We start from the raw sequence: 17,549 nt of genomic DNA on the forward strand, positions 1-17,549 counted from the left end.
GGTCACGGCAGCAGCCCCTTCCCGTCGATGGCCTTCTTCGCCTGCGCGGCGAGCTCGTCGGCCGTGCGCTCCGGGTCGATCTGGGTGATCGGGCTCAGCGCCGCCGACAGCCGCAGCGACAACGCTTGATACACCGGCGTTGCCGGACGCACGGCCGCATCGGTGAGCTGCCGGCGGATCACGGTGTACATCGGATACTTGGTCTGAAATTGCGGATCGGAATACAGCGAGGTGCGTACCGCGGGCAAGCCGCCTTCGATCGATACGTACTTCTGACTCTGCAGACTGCGCAGGCAGCGCACGGCTTCGAACGCCTCCGCGCGGTGGCGGGTGGTGCTGGCCACGGCCAGGTTCAGGCCGCCGATCGTCACCTTGGCCGGGCGGCCCGGCGCCACCCGGGGGTAGGGCGCGAAACCGAAGACCTTCTGGCTGGCGTCGTAGGCGATGCGGAATTGCTCATCGGTGGGCACGAACGTCCCGACGTCGTTGACGCTGCCGGCCAGCGCCGGGTCGCGGTTCAGCGGCAGGAAGCGCACGCCGCCCTTCACGGCGTTCTCGAGCAGCGACACCAGCACATACGGCCAGTTGACTTCGAGTGCGGCGTTGCCCTGCTCGACCGCCAACCGCGCGGTGCCCTCGTCGGTCCGGCTGATCGACGGGTCGGCCCCGGGCGCGGTGGCCACCGACTTGAGGACCCGCAGCGCGTCGACGGTGGCGGCCCGGTGCGCGGGCGTGTCGGTCAACGTGACCCGCCGGCCGTCGTCGGAGAGCACCTGACCGCCCGCGCTCACCAGCAGCGTGTTGAACCACACCACCAGGCCCTCGCCCTCGTTGGCCTGCACGGCGATCGACGCGGGCCGGCCCGCGGCGTGCAGCCTGGCGGCCTCGGCCACCATGCCGTCCCATGTCGCCGGCGGTGGGTTCACCAAATCCGGTCGGTACCAAAGCAATTGCGTGTTGGTCGTCAGGGGTGCGCCATACAGCCGCTGCTTCCAACGGGCCGTCGCGAGCGGGCCCGGCAGGGTATCGACGGTGGCGTCGGCATCGGCCTGCCCCGCCGGGTCGTCGGATAGCGGCAGCGCCCAGCCGGCCTCGGCGAACTCCGCGGTCCACACCACGTCCAGCGCCATCACGTCCAGGCCGCGGTCGTGAGCGCTCAGCCGCCGGGCCAGCTGCTCGCCGGGGCCCCTTGGCAGGCTCACGTGCCGGATGGCGAACCGGCCCCCCATTTGCCTGGTGCACTCCTGCGCGACCGCGGTGAACGTGGCCGCGTCGGTGGCCGGCGTGTAGAAGCTGACCGCCAGCCCCCTGTCGGCCGCCCCGCAGGCCGACAACGCCGATGCGAGGATGACCGTCGCCAGGACGATTGCGCCTGTTCGGCGTGCGCGCCCACGACGACTCACCACCAATTCAGATCGCCAGGCGCGCCAGCAGATCCCGCGCCTTCTCGGCGTTTTGCGGATCGCAGAGCACGTCGTAGCGGCCCGCCACCAATTGCATAGTCGAGCTGAAATCCCTTGTGCCACGGGCCATTGCGTACGGGACCGCGGAGGTGATCAAGCCAAAGAACACCCCGGCGACCAGGCCGGTGACCAGCGCGGCCCACGGATTGGGGCTGAAGAAGCCGAGCACCAACCCGATGAACAGGCCAAGCCAGGCCCCGCTGATGACGCCGCCCCCGAGCACTTTTGGCCACGACAGCCGGCCGGTCACCCGTTCGACCTGCATGAGGTCGACGCCGACGATCGTCACCTGCTGCACCGGGAACTGCTGATCGGACAGGTAGTCCACGGCGCGCTGCGCCTCGGCGTAGGTGGGATAGGAGCCGACCGGCCAGCCCTTGGGCGGTGTCGGTAGCGAGGGCACACCGCGCCGAGCGGCCGCCGCGCCTGTGGGCGTGGTGCCGGGAACCTGTCCGGGCTGGAAAGGACTAGTCATCGGTGCTCATTCTCCTCCGCCTCGGCCATCCTCTCATCTCGGGCCTTCCCGGGCGCCCAGGCTCGGGGTCCGGACGCGCCGTTTTGCCCGCCTCGCGGGCCGTCGATTCGCGGCGGCCCGGCCGGGGCGCATAGGTTACGTTGAATTCCATGTCAGACGCCGGTGGTTTCGGCGAGGGTGCCCACGGCGACGAGGCCCACCCGCCGCAAGCCGGCGGCCGGGATGATTGGACGCCGCCCTGGGATCCGCCGGAGGCCGGGTATCCGGCGTATTCGCCGCCCGGCTACCCGCCCGGCTATCCGGCCGAATACCCACCGCCGATTCCACCGCCCGGATACGGGCCGCCGCGGGGCTATGGCGGCCCGCCCTACCCGCCGGGGACGCCGCAATACGGAGCCCCGCCGCCCGGCTACGTGCCGCCTGTCTATCCCACCGGTCCCACCGGATATCCCGGTGGCTACCACGCGACGCCGGATTACCAGGTGAAGGCCGGGACCAACGGCCTGGCGATCGCGTCGCTCGTTTCGTCGTTCACCGGCTTTTTCTGCTGCGTCATCGGCTCGATCGTGGCCATCGTGCTGGGCGTGATCGCGATGAACCAGATCAAGGAGACTCGCCAGGAGGGCTACGGCCTGGCGGTCACCGGCATCGTGATCGGCGTCGGCACCCTGCTGGTGTTTTTGATCATCGCGATCTTCAGCATCCGTTCGCATTAGGGCGACTGACCAGAAAGGCGGGCATCGCAGCCTGCCATCCGGGCGGCGGCTGAATAGGCTCTCTTGCATGGGATCGGTCAACAGGGTCTACGTCGCGCGGCTCCCACGAATGTTGGTGTTGGGTCCCCTCGGCGAAAACTTCGGCCGCGTCCGTGATGTCGTGATCAGCATCAGCATCGTCAGCCAACAGCCCCGCGTCCTGGGACTGGTCGTCGATTTGGCCACGCGCCGCAGCATTTTCATCCCGATGCTGCGGGTCGCCGCGATCGAGCCCAACGCGGTGACGCTCAACACCGGCAGCGTGTCGTTGCGCCGCTTCGAGCAGCGGCCCGGCGAGGTGCTGGCGATGGGCCAGGTGCTCGACACCGCCGTCAAGGTCCACGATCCCGAACTACCGGAGCTGGCCGGCCTCGAGGTCGTGGTCACCGACCTGGGGATCGAACAGATCCGGACACGAGACTGGTTGGTCACCAGGGTCGCCGTCCGCCCGCAGCGAAGGCTGGGACGGCGCGGCCCCGTGCACGTCGTGGACTGGCAGAACGTGCAGGGACTGACCCCGTCGGCGCTGGCGTTGCCGGGCCAGGGGGTGGCGCAGCTGCTCGCCCAGTTCGACGGCCGCAGGGCGGTCGACGTCGCCGACGTCATCCGCGGGCTGCCGCCCAAGCGGCGCTACGAGGTGCTCAAGGCGCTCGACGACGACCGGCTGGCCGATGTTTTGCAGGAGCTGCCCGAGTTGGATCAGGCCGACGTGCTCTCGCAGCTGGGCACCGACCGATCGGCCGATGTACTCGAGGAGATGGATCCCGACGACGCCGCCGACCTGCTCGGCGTGCTGAATCCGACGGACGCCGAGATGCTGCTGACCCGGATGGACCCCGACGAATCCGAACCGGTGCGCCGGCTGTTGACCCATTCACCCGACACCGCGGGCGGGCTGATGACCTCGGACCCGGTGGTGCTCACCCCGGACACGTCGGTCGCCGAGGCCCTGGCCCGGGTCCGCGACCCCGACCTGACCGCCGCGCTGTCGTCCATGGTGTTCGTGGCCCGCCCGCCGACGGCCACCCCCACCGGGCGCTACCTGGGCTGCATTCCGCTGCAGCGGCTGCTGCGCGAAGCGCCGGCCGAGCTGGTCGGCGGGATCGTCGACAGTGACCTGCTCACCCTGACGCCGGAGACACCGCTCGGCGCGGTCACCCGCTACCTCGCCGCCTACAACCTGGTGTGCGGACCCGTGCTCGACGACCAGAACCACCTGTTGGGAGCGGTGACCGTGGACGACCTCCTCGATCACCTGCTCCCGCACGACTGGCGCGTGGACGTGCAGCAGCTGGACACCACCGGCCGAATCGAACGACGACTGGGAGGCTCCGGGTGAGCAAATCCACGGCACCGCGACGGCTCTACACCCCCCGAACGTCGCGCCGGTATTCACCCCGCGTCGACCCCGAGTCCGTCGGGCAGATCACCGAATCCGTCGCGCGCTTCTTCGGCACCGGCCGCTACCTGCTGATTCAGACCATCCTCGTGCTGGTGTGGATCTCGGTGAACGTGTTCGCGGCCGCGCTGCGCTGGGACCCCTACCCGTTCATCCTGCTCAATCTGGCCTTCTCGACGCAGGCCGCCTACGCGGCGCCGCTGATCCTGCTGGCCCAGAACCGCCAGGAGAACCGGGACCGCGTCACCCTCGAAGAGGATCGTCGCCGCGCCGCCCAGACCAAGGCCGACACCGAGTACCTGGCCCGCGAGCTGGCGGCGTTGCGGCTGGCCGTGGGCGAGGTCGTGACGCGTGAGTACCTCCGTCACGAGCTGGAAGACCTGCGCACTATGCTGGCCCGGTTGCAGCCGGAAGGTGCGGACGGGGAGGCCGTGGGGGCGAGTGACGACTGGGAGCGGACCGCTAAGAAATCGCGGTAATTACCAAATCCACCATTGCGCCGCTCCCGTCACGGGGGTTATGTATTGTGATCTGGTTCACGAAGCTAAGCAGGTAGTTTCCCGACCTTAGGACGGTCGAGTGCGCATTGGGGGACGCTGGGGTGCACGCCCGGCCGACGCGGCCGTGCGGCCGCGAGCACGCCTGACGAAATCGCCGGCATTCGGCGTCGCCGTCATCACTCCCCTGGTATTCGCCGGAGCGGTCGGGGGCGCGGCTCCCATATTTCCCGGGCATGCCCCACCGGTGCACAGCCAGGTCGTGCCGGTGCGCGGCGCCGCGATTTTTCCGGTGGCAGCGGTCTCGCCGACCGTCCCCGACACCTCCGGGCCGGTGGTCATCTCCATCGACCGGGCGCCGACCGCGTTCCACATCGCCGAGGCCGCTCCTTCCGCGCCCCCGCCCCCGATGGTCGTGAGTGCGCCTGGCGCGCTTGGCATTCCGTCGATCGCGCTGGCCGCATACCGCAGCGCCGAAGAGAAGATGGCCGCCGCCGTCCCGGGTTGCGGGGTCAGCTGGAACCTGCTGGCCGGGATCGGGCGCATCGAGTCAGGCCACGCGGGCGGCGGGGCCGTCGATGCGCGCGGCACCGCGGTCGTCCCGATCTACGGCCCGTCGCTGGACGGCACGCTGCCCGGCAACGAGGTCATCCTGCAAAGCCGGGTCGGCAATCGGCCCACGTACGCGCGCGCAATGGGGCCGATGCAGTTCTTGCCGGGAACCTGGGCGCGATACGCCGCCGACGGCAAGGGCGACGGAACGGCCGATCCGCAGAACCTGTTCGACTCCGCGCTGGCCGCCGCGCGGTACTTGTGCAGCGGCGGGCTCAACCTGCGCGACCCGTCGCAGGTCATGTCCGCGATCCTGCGGTACAACAACTCGGTGGCTTACGCGCAGAACGTGCTGGGTTGGGCCGCGGCGTACGCCACCGGCGTGGTCCCGGTCGACCTCCCGCCGATGACCGGACCGCCGCCGCCGCTCGGCAACGCGCACGACGAGAATCCGGAGGGACTCGGGCCCGGGCTGCCGATGAACGCCATCGGCCTCCCGACGGATGACCCGTTCTCGCGGACACCGCTGATCGACTTGAGCGGAACCCCGCCCGTCGGTTCGCAGCCGATGTACCCGTGGATGGGAGCCACGCCACAGCAGGCCCCGACGCAACTGCCCGGCTGCACGGTGATCTGCATCGGTTCCCAGAACCCGGTGCCCCCGCCCTTCGGGCAGCCGGCGTTTGGCCCGTCTCCCGCCGACGCCGGCCCGCCGGCTGGGCCCGCCGCCGGGCCCCGGGCGTCAGGGTCGCCCAAGCCCGGCCCGGCCGGCTGACCGGCAGCCAATCGCGCACGCCTACACTCGGCGGTGATGTCCAGTCATGAGACCGCCGACCTCAGCGCCGCCATCCGCACCGCACTGGGGAAGGTGATCGACCCCGAATTGCGCCGTCCCATCACCGAACTCGGGATGGTCAAGAGCGTCGACGTCGACGCCGACGGCGGCGTGCACGTGGCGATCTACCTGACCACCGCCGCCTGCCCCAAGAAGACCGAAATCACCGAGCGGGTCAGCAGCGCGGTCGCCGACGTTCCCGGCACCGGGGCCGTCAAGGTCACCCTGGACGTGATGAACGACGAGCAGCGCACCGAGCTGCGCAAGCAGTTGCGCGGGGACGCGGGCGAGCCCGTCATCCCCTTCGCCCAGCCCAGCTCCCTGACCCGGGTATACGCCGTCGCGTCCGGCAAGGGCGGGGTCGGGAAGTCCACGGTCACGGTGAACCTGGCCGCGGCGATGGCCGCCCGTGGGCTGTCGGTCGGCGTGCTGGACGCCGACATTCACGGCCATTCCATCCCGCGGATGATGGGCAGCACCGACCGGCCCACCCAGGTCGAGTCGATGATCCTGCCGCCCATCGCCCACGAGGTGAAGGTCATCTCGATCGCCCAGTTCACCAAGGGCAACACCCCGGTGGTGTGGCGCGGGCCGATGCTGCACCGGGCGCTGCAGCAGTTCCTGGCCGACGTGTACTGGGGCGATCTGGACGTCCTGCTGCTCGATCTGCCCCCCGGCACCGGCGACGTCGCGATCTCGGTGGCGCAGCTGATCCCCAACGCGGAGATCCTGGTGGTGACCACGCCACAGCTGGCCGCGGCCGAGGTCGCCGAACGGGCCGGCAGCATCGCGCTGCAAACCCGCCAGCGCATCGTCGGCGTGGTGGAGAACATGTCCGGGCTGACGCTGCCCGACGGCACGAAGATGCAGGTGTTCGGCGAGGGCGGCGGCCAGCAGGTCGCCGAGCGGTTGTCCCGGGCGGTCGGCGCCGACGTGCCGCTGCTGGGTCAGATCCCGCTGGATCCGGCGCTGGTGGCGGCCGGCGATTCCGGCATCCCGATCGTGCTGAGCGCGCCGGACTCGCCGGTCGGTAAGGAACTGCGCGGCATCGCCGACAGCCTGTCGTCGCGACGGCGGGGGCTGGCGGGCGTGTCGCTGGGGCTGGACCCAACGCGCCGCTGAATCTCCTTCGACATCTTCTTCGACACTGAAACTACGGCGACGACGCGCCGGGGATCCTCTGCCTGGTTGCAGTCTCGGCGCGACGTACTAGGTCGCGTCGGTGTCGAACGGCGCCGGGCCGGAAGCGTGCTGCTCGGCCGCGGGCGCGGCCGACTCCACCGGCTTCGCCGCAGCCCCATTAAGGGACCTGTCGGGCCTGTCGAAATTCCCCGTGAGGAACGAGTCGTCGCCGTCCAGCAGGTGCTTGGTCAGCGCGGCGCGCGGCGTCATGCCGCGCAGCTTCTGCAGCTCACCGAGCGGGGCGCGCAGGTCGTCGAACTCGGGTCCGATGTCCTCGCGCAGCTGGTTGGTCATGCCGCTGAGGTAGTCGCGCGCCTGCCGCAGCGCGGTGGACGTCCAGCGGATGGCACCGGGTAGGCGCTCGGGCCCAAGGATCACCAGCCCCACCACGACGAGGACCAGGATGTGCTCCCAGCTCAGGTTCGCGAACATCTAACCGCCATCCGGATCCGGTTTCACCGTCAGCGTGACGTGCCGGCCGTCGCGGACCACCTCCACCGGGGCGTCCTGGCCGATGGTCAGCTGCCTGACGGCGACGACGAACTCGTCGGCGTCGGCGACCTTGCGGTTGCCGACCTTGACGATCACGTCGTTTTCCAGGATCCCGCCCTTTTGCGCGGGGCTTCCGGCCTTGACGTTGGCGACCTGGGCGCCGGAGGCGATCGCGTTGCTCACCGACCGGGTGCTGACCCCGAGCGTCGGGTGCACGATCTTTCCGTCCTTGATCAGGGTCTGCGCAACCTGCTTCGCCTCGTCGATCGGGATCGCGAAGCCCAGTCCGCTCGCGCTGTCGGACAACGATTTACCCGCGGTGTCGATGCCGATCACCTGGGAATCCATGTCGATCAGCGGGCCGCCGGAGTTGCCGTGGTTGATCGAGGCGTCGGTCTGCAGCGCATCGATGACGGTGTCGGTGTCCGAGCCCTCACCCGACAACGGGACGGGGCGGTGCAGCGCGCTGATGCTGCCGTGGGTCACGGTGCTGCGCAGCCCCAGCGGCGCACCCGCGGCAAGCACCTCGTCACCGACACGCACCTTGTCGGAATCACCGAGCCGGGCGACGGTCAGGTTGTCGACGTTGTCGATCTTGAGCACGGCCAGGTCGGTTTTCGGGTCGCGACCCACCAGGTTGGCGGGCACTTCCTTGCCGTCGTTGAACACCACGGTCGTCTTGAACTGGCTCGGGTTGTTGGCGGCCTCCGAGATCACGTGGTTGTTGGTCACGATGTACCCGCGGCCGTCGATGACGACGCCGGAGCCCTGCATGCCCTCCTGGTCGCTCTTCGACTCGATGGTCACCACCGCGTTGGCGGTCGCGGCCGCCACCTTGGCGAACCGGCCCGCCGGCGATTCACCGTTGCCATTCGTCGCCAGGGTCACCTTCGAGGTGGTGAACGCTTCGACGACCTCGGCCGTCTTGCGCCCGATCACACCGCCGATCACGCCGACGACCAGCGCGATCAGCAGCAGGACGGTCAGTGCCAGGTAGGACACCTTGCCCCCGAACAGCACGTCGCGGACCCCGAGCTTGCCGCCGTAGCCGGGTACACCCCGCGGCGGTTCCGGGGCCACCGCCGGGGTGCCCAGGGCGGCACCCGCGGCGGGATCGCGCCAGGGGTCTTCGGGTCCTTCCGCCTCGGCGCCGTCGTGCTCGGCCGCCAGCGCGCCGGCATCGATCGGGTGGCGCTGCAGCGTGTCCGCGGTTCCGACGGGCTTGCCGAAGGCCTCCTCGAGGACAGGGTCGGCCGGTTGATCGTGCGGCGCGAATCCGGACTGGTCGCGGTACTTCGGCGGGCGGACGCGCTCGGCCACGAAAGAGCCCTGCTGCCCGGCGGGACGGCCGAACAACTGACGCGACGCGGGGTCGACCGGTGGCCGTGAGATGGGACGCGGCGCCAGGCGGTTGCCGCCAGTGTTGCCGCCGTCTTTACCGTCGTCGGAGGTCACGTTACCCCTTTGGATCCTCTTCTTGAGCGCTCGAGACAGGCCGCTTACCGGGCGATTTGCGCCGCGCCGGCGTTGTCCGTGTCCACCCTAGTATCCACAGTGCGGTGTGGTCGGCATGAACGCGCGCGCGGCCGACGCGCAGCAGCGGAGCCGTCAAGCTACCGGCGCTTACGCTGGTCGCGCGTATCGCGCTCGGATGTGTCGTCGTCCGACGGATGGTGCGGGATTTCGGACAGCAGCCCGAGCAGGTTGCTGGGGATACGGATCGGGTGGGAATCACGCAGCGCGGCACGCGCCCGGCTCTGATCCTCGACCTCGGCCGCGCATTCCGGGCACAGCGACAGGTGGTGCGCGGCCCGCAGGTGAGCATTCATCCGCAGCTCACCGTCGACGAACGCCGCGATCGCCTCGATGGACAGGTGCTCGGTGGAACGGAACCGGCGCGGAGCGCCGACGGGTTCGTCGCTTTGGGAGGCGAACTGTGCGGGCAGCCAGGAGAACGCGCGGCGAAACACCTCTCCGCGGTCGGCCATCACCAGTCCCTTTCTTTGTCGCCCATCCTCGAATGTAGCGCGAGGTGGGCCTGACACCGCGCCCACAGCGCGAAAACACCGTTGGATTTTCGCTCCAACGGTGTTATTAGGTTGTGAATCAAGCCGTTCAGCGGTCGGGCAGTGCTATGCCGATTTGGTGCGCAGCGCGTCGGCGCGCAGGCCGTGCTCCGGGTGCGCGGCCAGGTAGTCGCGCAGCGCCTGACGCCCGCGGTGGATGCGGCTGCGCACGGTGCCCAGCTTGACGCCCAGGGTGGCGCCGATCTCCTCGTAGGACAGGCCCTCGATGTCGCACAGCACGACCGCGGCGCGGAACTCCGGGGGCAGCGAATCCAGCGCGGCCTGCAGGTCGGGCCCGAGCCGCGAATCGTGATAGATCTGCTCCGGGTTGGGCTCGTCGGCGGGCACCCGGTCGTAATCCTCGGGGAGCGCCTCCATGCGGATGCGGGCGCGCCGGCGCACCATGTCGAGGAACAGGTTGGTGGTGATGCGGTGCAGCCAGCCCTCGAAGGTTCCGGGCTGGTAGTTCTGCACCGAGCGGAAAACCCGGATGAAGGTCTCCTGGGTCAGATCCTCAGCGTCCTGCTGGTTGCCGGACAGCCGGTAGGCCAGCCGGTACACGCGGTCGGCGTGCTGCCGCACGAGTTCGTCCCACGACGGCATCGTCGCCTTGTCCCCCGTCGCGTCGAACACTGCGGTGCCATGCAACGCGTCCGTCGTTTCCGCCCATTCGTCGTCGCGGCATTCTTGGGCGTGAGACATGGTGCTCGGGCTCAAAAGCGCTGAGGTGATTGGATCCTCCAGGTTTGGCTTGCCGTCTAAGTTCGGCATTTCGTCGACCGCGTCAACGCGGAGCTGCCACGGTGTATTCCCATTCCGGGCAGTCCTATTCCGGGCAGTCCCATTCCGGGCATTTCGATTCCCGGTGCCCCTCACCCCGCGTTCCATAGGCATACCGTCGCCCATCGGAGTATGCGCGGCATAGGAGCAATCTGAGGTTTGGCTGAGAAACCAGATCGTTACAAGCGTTGAACAGCGCGGATCCGTCCGTGCGTGAGCTTCGTCGCCCCGCGCGTGCCGGGCGTGTCCTGGCGGTCCGGCTAAGGCGCGCCTGCCCGACCGCGCCGCAAATTGGAATACGCTGCGGGGCATGGAAGCCAGCGACACCAAAACCCCGGCAACCCCCGCCCAGGCGGCCCCCAGTCGAGCCGAATCGCTGTGCGCGCACGCCGAGGGGTCGATATCGGAGGATGCGCTTCTGGCGGCCGCCCGCGAACGCTCCGTGGAGATCGGCGCCGGGGCGGTGACGCCCGCGGTGGGGGCGCTGTTGAGCCTGCTGGCAAAGCTCAGCGGCGGCAAGGCCGTCGCGGAGGTGGGCACCGGCGCAGGGGTGAGCGGCCTCTGGTTGTTGTCGGGCATGAGCGACGACGGCGTGTTGACGACGATCGATATCGAACCCGAATACCTGCGGATCGCCAAGCAGGCGTTCTCCGACGCCGGCGTCGGACCGTCGCGCACCAGGCTGATCGGCGGCCGTGCCCAGGAGGTGCTGACCCGGCTGGCCGACGAGTCCTATGACCTGGTGTTCATCGACGCCGACCCGATCGACCAGCCGGACTACGTCGTCGAGGGTGTGCGGCTGCTGCGGTCCGGTGGCGTCATCGTGGTGCACCGCGCCGCACTGGGCGGCCGGGCGGGCGATCCCGCGGCCCGGGACGCCGAGGTGACCGCGGTGCGCGAGGCGGCCCGGCTCATCGCCGAGGACGAGCGGCTCACCCCCGCGCTGGTGCCGCTCGGCGACGGGCTGCTGGCCGCGGTCCGGGACTAGTTCGGGACCGGGACAAAACCTTTACGTATTCCTGACGGGGAGCCTCCTTGACGCCCGGCTGAACGCGCGTTTAGTGTACTGAACATGCGTTCAGCCGACCTGACCGCCGCCGCCCGGATCCGTGACGCGGCCATCGAGCAATTCGGTGAACACGGCTTTGACGTCGGGCTGCGAGCGATCGCCGAGGCGGCGGGGGTGAGCGCCGCGCTGGTCATCCACCATTTCGGATCCAAGGACGGCCTGCGCAAGGCCTGCGACGACAACATCGCCGAAGAGATCCGCAGCAGCAAGTCGGAGGCGCTGAAGTCCAACGACCCCGCCACCTGGTTCGCGCAGATGGCCGAGATCGAGGAATACGCACCGCTGATGGCCTACCTGGTGCGCAGCATGCAGGCCGGCGGCGACCTGGCGAAGATGTTGTGGCAGAGGATGATTGACAACGCCGCGGAGTACATGGAAGAAGGCGTGCGGGCCGGGACGATAAAGCCCAGCCGCGATCCGCAGGCCAGGGCCAAATATCTCGGCATCACCGGCGGCGGGGGCTTCCTGCTGTACCTGCAAATGCATGACACGCCAACCGATCTGCGTGCCGTCCTGCGCGATTACGCCCGGGACATGGTTCTGCCCGCCCTCGAGATCTACACCGAGGGCCTGATGGCGGACCGCACGATGTACGACGCATTCCTGGCAGCAGAAGATCAAGGAGAATCCCATGCCGGCTGACAATGTCGCACCCATCGAAATCCGCGGCCTGACCAAGAACTTCGGCGCGGTGCGCGCGCTTGACGGCCTCGACCTGACGGTGTGTGAGGGAGAGGTGCACGGGTTCCTCGGGCCGAACGGGGCCGGGAAGTCAACGACCATCCGCGTCCTGCTGGGCCTGGCGAAGGCCGACAGCGGAAGCGTCCGGTTGCTGGGCGGCGACCCGTGGACCGACGCGGTCGAGCTGCACCGCCAAATTGCCTACGTGCCGGGCGACGTGACGCTGTGGCCCTCACTGACCGGCGGCGAGACCATCGACCTGCTGGCCCGCATGCGAGGGGGCATCGACGAAGGCCGTCGCGCCGAGCTGATCGAGCGCTTCGATCTCGACCCGCACAAGAAGGCGCGTACCTACTCGAAGGGCAACCGGCAGAAGGTCTCCCTGATCTCCGCCTTCTCGTCGCGCGCCACGCTGCTCCTGTTGGACGAGCCGAGCAGCGGCCTGGACCCGTTGATGGAGCACGTGTTTCAGCAGTGTGTCCGCGAGGCGCGCGACCGCGGTACGACCGTCCTGCTGTCCAGCCACATCCTGGCCGAAACGGAAGCGCTGTGTGAAAGGGTGACCATCATCCGCGCCGGCCAGACCATCGAGAGCGGCTCGCTGGAGTCGATGCGGCATCTCAGCCGCACCTCGATCAAGGCCGAAATGATCGGCGATCCGGGCGATCTCAGGCGAATCAAGGGTGTCGAGGACGTCAGCATCGACGGCAACACGCTGCGCGCCCAGGTCGACAGCGAAAGCCTGGGAGAATTCATCCGGGCCCTCGGCGACGCCGGCGTGCGCAGCCTCGTCAGCCAGCCCCCGACCCTTGAGGAACTCTTCCTGCGCCACTACGACACCACGGACGGTAAGAGGAAGGTTTCGGCGTGATGAGCACCGCGACCCTGGATCGGCCCCGCCACCCGGCGCACCCGGCGCCTCGGGCCGGTTCGAATTTCTCCGGGACGCTTGGGATGCTGCGGCTCTACCTGCGCCGAGACCGGGTCTCGTTGCCGCTGTGGGTACTGCTGCTGTCGGTGCCGCTGGCCAGTGTCTACGTCGGCAGCGTCCTGAAGGTCTACCCCACCGAGGCCGCCCGCGCCGGGCTCGCGGCCTCCATCATGGCCAGCCCGGCCCAGCGTGCGCTCTACGGGCAGGTCTACAACCACAGCGTTGGCGCCGTCGGCATTTGGAAGGCCGGGATGTTCCATTTGCTGATCGCGGTGGCCGTCATCCTCACGGTGATCCGGCACACCCGCGCCGAGGAGGAGGCCGGCCGGACCGAATTGGTGGACTCGACCGCGGTCGGCCGGTACGCGAGCCTGAGCGCGGCGCTGCTGTTGTCGTTCGGGGCGTCGATCGCCACCGGCGCGATCGGCGCGGCGGGATTGCTCACCACCGACATCCCGCCCGGCGGGTCGCTCGCCTTCGGGGCGGCGCTGGCATGCTCCGGCCTGGTCTTCACCGCGGTTGCCGCGGTGGCCGCGCAGCTGTCGCCGAGCGCCAGGTTCGCCCGCGGCACCGCGTTCGCCGTGTTGGGGACCGCGTTTACGCTGCGCGCCATCGGTGACGCCGGTGACGGCACGCTGTCGTGGCTCTCGCCGCTGGGGTGGTCGCTGCAGGTCCGGCCGTACGCGGGCGATCGCTGGTGGGTGCTGCTGCTGCATCTGGCGACGACGGCCGCGCTCACCCTGGTGGCCTACCGACTGCTCGCCGGCCGCGACGTGGGCGCCGGACTGATCGCCGAACGCCCCGGTCCCGGCCGGGCCGGTCCGCGGCTGGGCGGCGTCGACGGCCTCACGTGGCGGCTCGACCGTGGCGCGCTGCTGCTGTGGACCGTGGGCCTGTGTCTGTACGGCCTGCTGATGGGCAGCGTGGTGCACGGCATCGGCGACGAGCTCGGCGACAGCACGGTCGCGCGCGACATCGTCGCGCGGATGGGCGGCACCAGCGCTCTGGAGGAGGCGTTCATCGCGGTCGCGTTCGCCATGATGGGCATGGTGGCCGGCGCGTTCGCCATCTCGCTCACCCTGCGCCTGCATCAGGAGGAATCCGGCCAACGCGCCGAGACGACGCTGGCCGGCGCGGTCTCCCGAACACACTGGCTGGCAAGCCATTTGGCGGCCGCACTCGTCGGGTCCGCGGTCGCGATGCTGGCCAGCGGCGCGGCCGGCGGCCTCGTCTACGGCATCGCGGCCGGTGACGTCCGCGGCAAGCTGGCCGTCGTCGTCGGCACCGCGGCCGTCCAGCTCCCCGCCGTCTGGCTGCTCGCCGCCGTCACCGTCGCGGTGTTCGGTCTGGCCCCGCGGTTTTCCCCCGTGGCTTGGGGCGTGCTGGTCGGGTTTGTCGCCGTATATCTGATCGGTTCGCTGGCCCGGTTCCCGCAGTGGGTGCAAGACCTGGAACCGTTCGCGCACATTCCCCGCGTCGGCACCGACTTCACCGCCACGCCGCTGCTGTGGCTGCTGGCCATCGACGCGGCGCTGATCATTGTGGGAGCCATGGCTTTTCGACGGCGTGATCTACGTTGCTAGGCAGGGCACGATGATGAAAACCGCCGTTAAGTTGGTGGCATCGAGCATTATTGGGCTTGGCTTCCTCGGCTTCATCCTGTTCTATCCAGCCGGCACGTTCAATTATTGGCAGGCATGGGTTTTCATCGCGAGCTTCACGGTCGCGACGATCGTCCCGAGTCTCTATCTGGCCCGGACGAATCCGGCCGCTCTGCGGCGGCGCATGCGCAGCGGGCCGCTGGCTGAAGGCAGAACCGCGCAAAAGTTCATCATCATCGGGGCCTTTCTGGGGATCTTCGGGATGATGGTCTTGAGCGTGCTCGACCATCGGTTCGGCTGGTCGTCGGTTCCCGCGGTGGTGTGCGTGATCGGCGACGTCCTGGTGGTGGCCGGGCTGAGCACCGCCATGCTGGTGGTCATCCAGAATAGCTATGCGGCCGCCACCGTCAGGGTCGAGGAAGGTCAGAAACTGGCCTCCCGCGGTTTGTACAAGCTGGTGCGACACCCGATGTACTCCGGGGACGTGATCTTGATGGTGGGCATACCCCTGGCACTGGGTTCCTACTGGGGGCTACTGGGTCTCATCCCGGGCATCCTGGTGCTCGTCTTCCGCATCCTCGACGAGGAGAAGCTGCTCGCCGAGGAATTGGCCGGGTACTCCGCGTACGGCCAGCGGGTGCGCTACCGGTTGATGCCCTACGTGTGGTGACAGCGAGCCGACACGGCTTAGGGTATCGGCGTGGCCAGCGATCCGGCACCTGCCCTGGACCGGCCGTGGCGACGTCCCGGCGCTGTTCGATACGCGCTAGAAACGGATTCGCGCCATCGCCAAACCGCCGGTAACCGTCACCGATCCGCCGGCCGGCATCGTCGTCGATCGCGATGTCAGCGTCGCCACCCGCGACGGAACGGTGTTGCGCATCAACGTCTTCCAGAAGGACCGGGGCGCCGCGCGGCCGGTCATCCTGAGCATCCATCCCTACGGCAAGGACAAGCTGCCGGTGCGGCGCGGCAAGAAGTGGACGTTCTCGGTGCAATACCGCCTCCTGCGTCAGCCGCACGCGGTGACCTTCTCGGCCCTGACCGGGTGGGAGGCACCGGATCCGGTGTGGTGGACGGCGCAGGGCTTCACCGTGGTGAATGCCGACGCGCGCGGCTGCGGTCATTCCGAGGGCACCGGAAAACTGCTGTCGCGCCAGGAGGCCGAGGACACCTACGACCTCGTGCAGTGGATCGCCGGCCAGCCATGGTGCGACGGCAACGTGGTCATGCTCGGGGTGTCGTACCTTGCCATCAGCCAGTACGCCGTCGCCGCCCTGCAGCCGCCGGCGCTACGCGCGATCTGCCCGTGGGAAGGGTTCACCGACGCGTATCGCGACCTCACCTTTCCGGGCGGAATCCGGGAGACCGGCTTCACCCGGCTGTGGTCGAGGAACATCGGTCGCGACACCCGCCAGAGCTACACCCTCGGGCCGATGCAAGACGAGCATCCACTGCGCGACGACTTCTGGCGCTCGCTGGCTCCCGACCTGTCGGCGATCAGGGTCCCCATGCTGTCTGCGGCAGCTTCTCGGACATTATCTTCCCTAGCTGACCAGGCCATTTAGCCCGATCACCTGCGATAATACCAGCTCCGCGCCGAGTGCGATGCAAAAGCGTAAACTTCTCGGTGGCGCGAGTTACCCGGCCAAGTTAGCTGAACGTTGGGGAAAATTCCCCAACGTGAGAGGACCGGACACCATGACCACCAAAACGAAGGTAAAGGGAAAGGCCCCTGACCTTGCCGCCCTCCTCACCTCCTGGCAGCTCGACCTCGACGCCCAAAACAAATCACCCAAAACCATCAAGCACTACGTCGAAGGCAGCAGAATGTTCATCCGCTGGTGTGAAACCAACGGCGTCACACCGGAATTGACCAAGCTAAACATCCAAACATGGATGGCCGAGCTGCTGGCCAATGGTGCGCAACCCGGTACGGCGCGGGCCAGATATGCTGCGCTGCGGCGGTTCTCGGCTTGGCTGCACAAACAGGGCGAGCTACCCGCCGACATCTTCAAGGACATGACACCGCCCAAACTCGACGTGAAGATCACCAACCCACTCACCGACGCCGAGCTGCACGACCTGATCAAAGTGTGCGACGGCAACACTTTTCGGGACCGCCGAGACCAAGCCATCATCAGGCTCATGGCCGAGACCGGCATGCGCGCCGGTGAATGCGCCGCCCTCACAACCCAAGACGTGGACCTGATACACGGCAAGGCCATCGTCCGCCGTGGCAAAGGTGCCAAAGGCCGCGAAGTACCGTTCGGGAAACAAACCGCCGCAGCCCTCGACCGATACCTACGTGCACGCCGCGAACACACCCTGGCCGATAGACCGGCGCTGTGGCTGGGCGGCCGCAAAGACACGACGTTCGGCTACACCGCGCTTTACCGTGCCATCGCCTACCGCGCGCGCCTCGCCGGAATCACCGACTGCCACCCACACCGCTTTCGCCACACATACGCAACCCGATGGCTGCGGGCCGGCGGAACCGAAGGCGGCCTCATGTCGGTCGCCGGATGGTCACGGCGCGAAATGATCGACCGCTACACCAAAGCAACCGCGACCCAGCGCGCCGCCGACGAGGCGAAAAAGCTGGATCTCGGGAACTTCTGACAGGCACGGTTCCAGGCCGACAAAAAAACACCCTGACCCACCAATCGGGCCACGACTTGGCCCGCAGGCGTGAGCTGCCGTCACTGTTCTCTGACAGGCATCCGGTGGTTATTGACATGGGTGGCGCGGTCGCTCAGCGCAGCATGCCA

The 17,549-nt window shown here is 68.6% G+C and carries 17 protein-coding genes and 1 pseudogene; 12 read left to right on the forward strand and 6 right to left on the reverse strand.

Going from position 1 to position 17,549, the window contains the following annotated elements:
* Positions 1-2: 2 nt before the first annotated feature.
* Both JWP83_RS29175 and JWP83_RS29180 read right to left on the reverse strand, forming a co-directional pair.
* Positions 3-1,406, reverse strand: coding sequence for an extracellular solute-binding protein (locus tag JWP83_RS29175; RefSeq protein ID WP_297738537.1), 1,404 nt, complete (start codon positions 1,404-1,406; stop codon positions 3-5).
* A 4-nt stretch (positions 1,407-1,410) separates the two neighbouring features.
* Entirely contained in the window at positions 1,411-1,938 is a 528-nt protein-coding gene (locus JWP83_RS29180; RefSeq protein WP_297738539.1) for a general stress protein, read from the reverse strand.
* A 140-nt stretch (positions 1,939-2,078) separates the two neighbouring features.
* On the opposite strand from JWP83_RS29180, the gene JWP83_RS29185 reads away from it, so the two are divergent.
* The 5 genes from JWP83_RS29185 (at position 2,079) to JWP83_RS29205 (ending at position 7,098) form a co-directional block, all read left to right on the forward strand.
* A complete protein-coding gene (locus JWP83_RS29185) occupies positions 2,079-2,654 on the forward strand; it encodes a DUF4190 domain-containing protein (protein WP_297738541.1) in 576 nt (191 codons plus the stop codon).
* Positions 2,655-2,721: 67 nt separating this feature from the next.
* Entirely contained in the window at positions 2,722-4,032 is a 1,311-nt protein-coding gene (locus JWP83_RS29190) for a CBS domain-containing protein (protein WP_297738543.1), read from the forward strand.
* Positions 4,029-4,571 (forward strand): DUF1003 domain-containing protein, encoded by a 543-nt coding sequence (locus JWP83_RS29195; protein WP_297738545.1) that lies wholly within the window; start codon positions 4,029-4,031, stop codon positions 4,569-4,571. Before JWP83_RS29190 ends, JWP83_RS29195 begins: the two co-directional genes overlap by 4 nt.
* A gap of 100 nt (positions 4,572-4,671) precedes the next feature.
* Positions 4,672-5,916: a lytic transglycosylase domain-containing protein gene (locus tag JWP83_RS29200; RefSeq protein WP_297738548.1), complete on the forward strand. Its 1,245-nt coding sequence runs from the start codon at positions 4,672-4,674 to the stop codon at positions 5,914-5,916.
* Positions 5,917-5,952: 36 nt separating this feature from the next.
* Positions 5,953-7,098, forward strand: a complete 1,146-nt coding sequence (locus tag JWP83_RS29205) for an Mrp/NBP35 family ATP-binding protein (RefSeq protein ID WP_297738550.1) — start codon at positions 5,953-5,955, stop codon at positions 7,096-7,098.
* 87 nt (positions 7,099-7,185) lie between these two features.
* Here JWP83_RS29205 and tatB read toward each other — a convergent pair whose 3' ends face one another.
* From tatB to sigE, 4 genes are all read right to left on the reverse strand, one after another.
* Positions 7,186-7,590 carry a Sec-independent protein translocase protein TatB gene (gene tatB, locus JWP83_RS29210; RefSeq protein ID WP_297738552.1) on the reverse strand — a complete coding sequence of 135 codons (405 nt, stop codon included), beginning with the start codon at positions 7,588-7,590 and terminating at the stop codon, positions 7,186-7,188.
* A complete protein-coding gene (locus JWP83_RS29215) occupies positions 7,591-9,105 on the reverse strand; it encodes a trypsin-like peptidase domain-containing protein (protein ID WP_297738554.1) in 1,515 nt (504 codons plus the stop codon).
* A 158-nt stretch (positions 9,106-9,263) separates the two neighbouring features.
* Positions 9,264-9,638, reverse strand: coding sequence for an anti-sigma E factor RseA (rseA, locus tag JWP83_RS29220; RefSeq protein WP_297738556.1), 375 nt, complete (start codon positions 9,636-9,638; stop codon positions 9,264-9,266).
* A gap of 144 nt (positions 9,639-9,782) precedes the next feature.
* Positions 9,783-10,487, reverse strand: coding sequence for an RNA polymerase sigma factor SigE (gene sigE, locus JWP83_RS29225; protein WP_297738558.1), 705 nt, complete (start codon positions 10,485-10,487; stop codon positions 9,783-9,785).
* Positions 10,488-10,806: 319 nt separating this feature from the next.
* On the opposite strand from sigE, the gene JWP83_RS29230 reads away from it, so the two are divergent.
* The 7 genes and pseudogenes from JWP83_RS29230 (at position 10,807) to JWP83_RS29260 (ending at position 17,400) form a co-directional block, all read left to right on the forward strand.
* Entirely contained in the window at positions 10,807-11,484 is a 678-nt protein-coding gene (locus tag JWP83_RS29230) for an O-methyltransferase (protein WP_297738560.1), read from the forward strand.
* 84 nt (positions 11,485-11,568) lie between these two features.
* A complete protein-coding gene (locus tag JWP83_RS29235) occupies positions 11,569-12,207 on the forward strand; it encodes a TetR/AcrR family transcriptional regulator (RefSeq protein WP_297738561.1) in 639 nt (212 codons plus the stop codon).
* Complete coding sequence (locus JWP83_RS29240) at positions 12,197-13,117, forward strand: ABC transporter ATP-binding protein (protein WP_297738563.1); 921 nt, start codon at positions 12,197-12,199, stop codon at positions 13,115-13,117. Before JWP83_RS29235 ends, JWP83_RS29240 begins: the two co-directional genes overlap by 11 nt.
* Positions 13,117-14,760, forward strand: coding sequence for an ABC transporter permease (locus JWP83_RS29245; RefSeq protein WP_297738565.1), 1,644 nt, complete (start codon positions 13,117-13,119; stop codon positions 14,758-14,760). Before JWP83_RS29240 ends, JWP83_RS29245 begins: the two co-directional genes overlap by 1 nt.
* A 13-nt stretch (positions 14,761-14,773) precedes the next feature.
* Positions 14,774-15,448: an isoprenylcysteine carboxylmethyltransferase family protein gene (locus JWP83_RS29250; protein WP_297738567.1), complete on the forward strand. Its 675-nt coding sequence runs from the start codon at positions 14,774-14,776 to the stop codon at positions 15,446-15,448.
* A gap of 30 nt (positions 15,449-15,478) precedes the next feature.
* Positions 15,479-16,315, forward strand: a pseudogene (locus JWP83_RS29255) (CocE/NonD family hydrolase); the annotation flags it as partial.
* A 164-nt stretch (positions 16,316-16,479) separates the two neighbouring features.
* Positions 16,480-17,400 carry a tyrosine-type recombinase/integrase gene (locus JWP83_RS29260; protein ID WP_297738569.1) on the forward strand — a complete coding sequence of 307 codons (921 nt, stop codon included), beginning with the start codon at positions 16,480-16,482 and terminating at the stop codon, positions 17,398-17,400.
* The last annotated feature ends 149 nt before the right edge of the window (positions 17,401-17,549 follow it).

It is taken from the genome of Mycobacterium sp. (assembly GCF_025965855.1).
Classification (GTDB): Bacteria; Actinomycetota; Actinomycetes; order Mycobacteriales; family Mycobacteriaceae; genus Mycobacterium.

What these genes read in the sequence shown, in the direction of transcription:
- JWP83_RS29180 (WP_297738539.1), bottom strand. Translation starts at nt 1,938, where the DNA reads ATGACTAGTCCTTTCCAGCCCGGACAGGTTCCCGGCACCACGCCCACA.
- JWP83_RS29190 (WP_297738543.1), top strand. Translation starts at nt 2,722, where the DNA reads ATGGGATCGGTCAACAGGGTCTACGTCGCGCGGCTCCCACGAATGTTG.
- JWP83_RS29205 (WP_297738550.1), top strand. Translation starts at nt 5,953, where the DNA reads ATGTCCAGTCATGAGACCGCCGACCTCAGCGCCGCCATCCGCACCGCA.
- tatB (WP_297738552.1), bottom strand. Translation starts at nt 7,590, where the DNA reads ATGTTCGCGAACCTGAGCTGGGAGCACATCCTGGTCCTCGTCGTGGTG.
- rseA (WP_297738556.1), bottom strand. Translation starts at nt 9,638, where the DNA reads ATGGCCGACCGCGGAGAGGTGTTTCGCCGCGCGTTCTCCTGGCTGCCC.
- sigE (WP_297738558.1), bottom strand. Translation starts at nt 10,487, where the DNA reads ATGCCGAACTTAGACGGCAAGCCAAACCTGGAGGATCCAATCACCTCA.
- JWP83_RS29230 (WP_297738560.1), top strand. Translation starts at nt 10,807, where the DNA reads ATGGAAGCCAGCGACACCAAAACCCCGGCAACCCCCGCCCAGGCGGCC.
- JWP83_RS29235 (WP_297738561.1), top strand. Translation starts at nt 11,569, where the DNA reads ATGCGTTCAGCCGACCTGACCGCCGCCGCCCGGATCCGTGACGCGGCC.
- JWP83_RS29240 (WP_297738563.1), top strand. Translation starts at nt 12,197, where the DNA reads ATGCCGGCTGACAATGTCGCACCCATCGAAATCCGCGGCCTGACCAAG.
- JWP83_RS29245 (WP_297738565.1), top strand. Translation starts at nt 13,117, where the DNA reads ATGAGCACCGCGACCCTGGATCGGCCCCGCCACCCGGCGCACCCGGCG.
- JWP83_RS29250 (WP_297738567.1), top strand. Translation starts at nt 14,774, where the DNA reads ATGAAAACCGCCGTTAAGTTGGTGGCATCGAGCATTATTGGGCTTGGC.
- JWP83_RS29260 (WP_297738569.1), top strand. Translation starts at nt 16,480, where the DNA reads ATGACCACCAAAACGAAGGTAAAGGGAAAGGCCCCTGACCTTGCCGCC.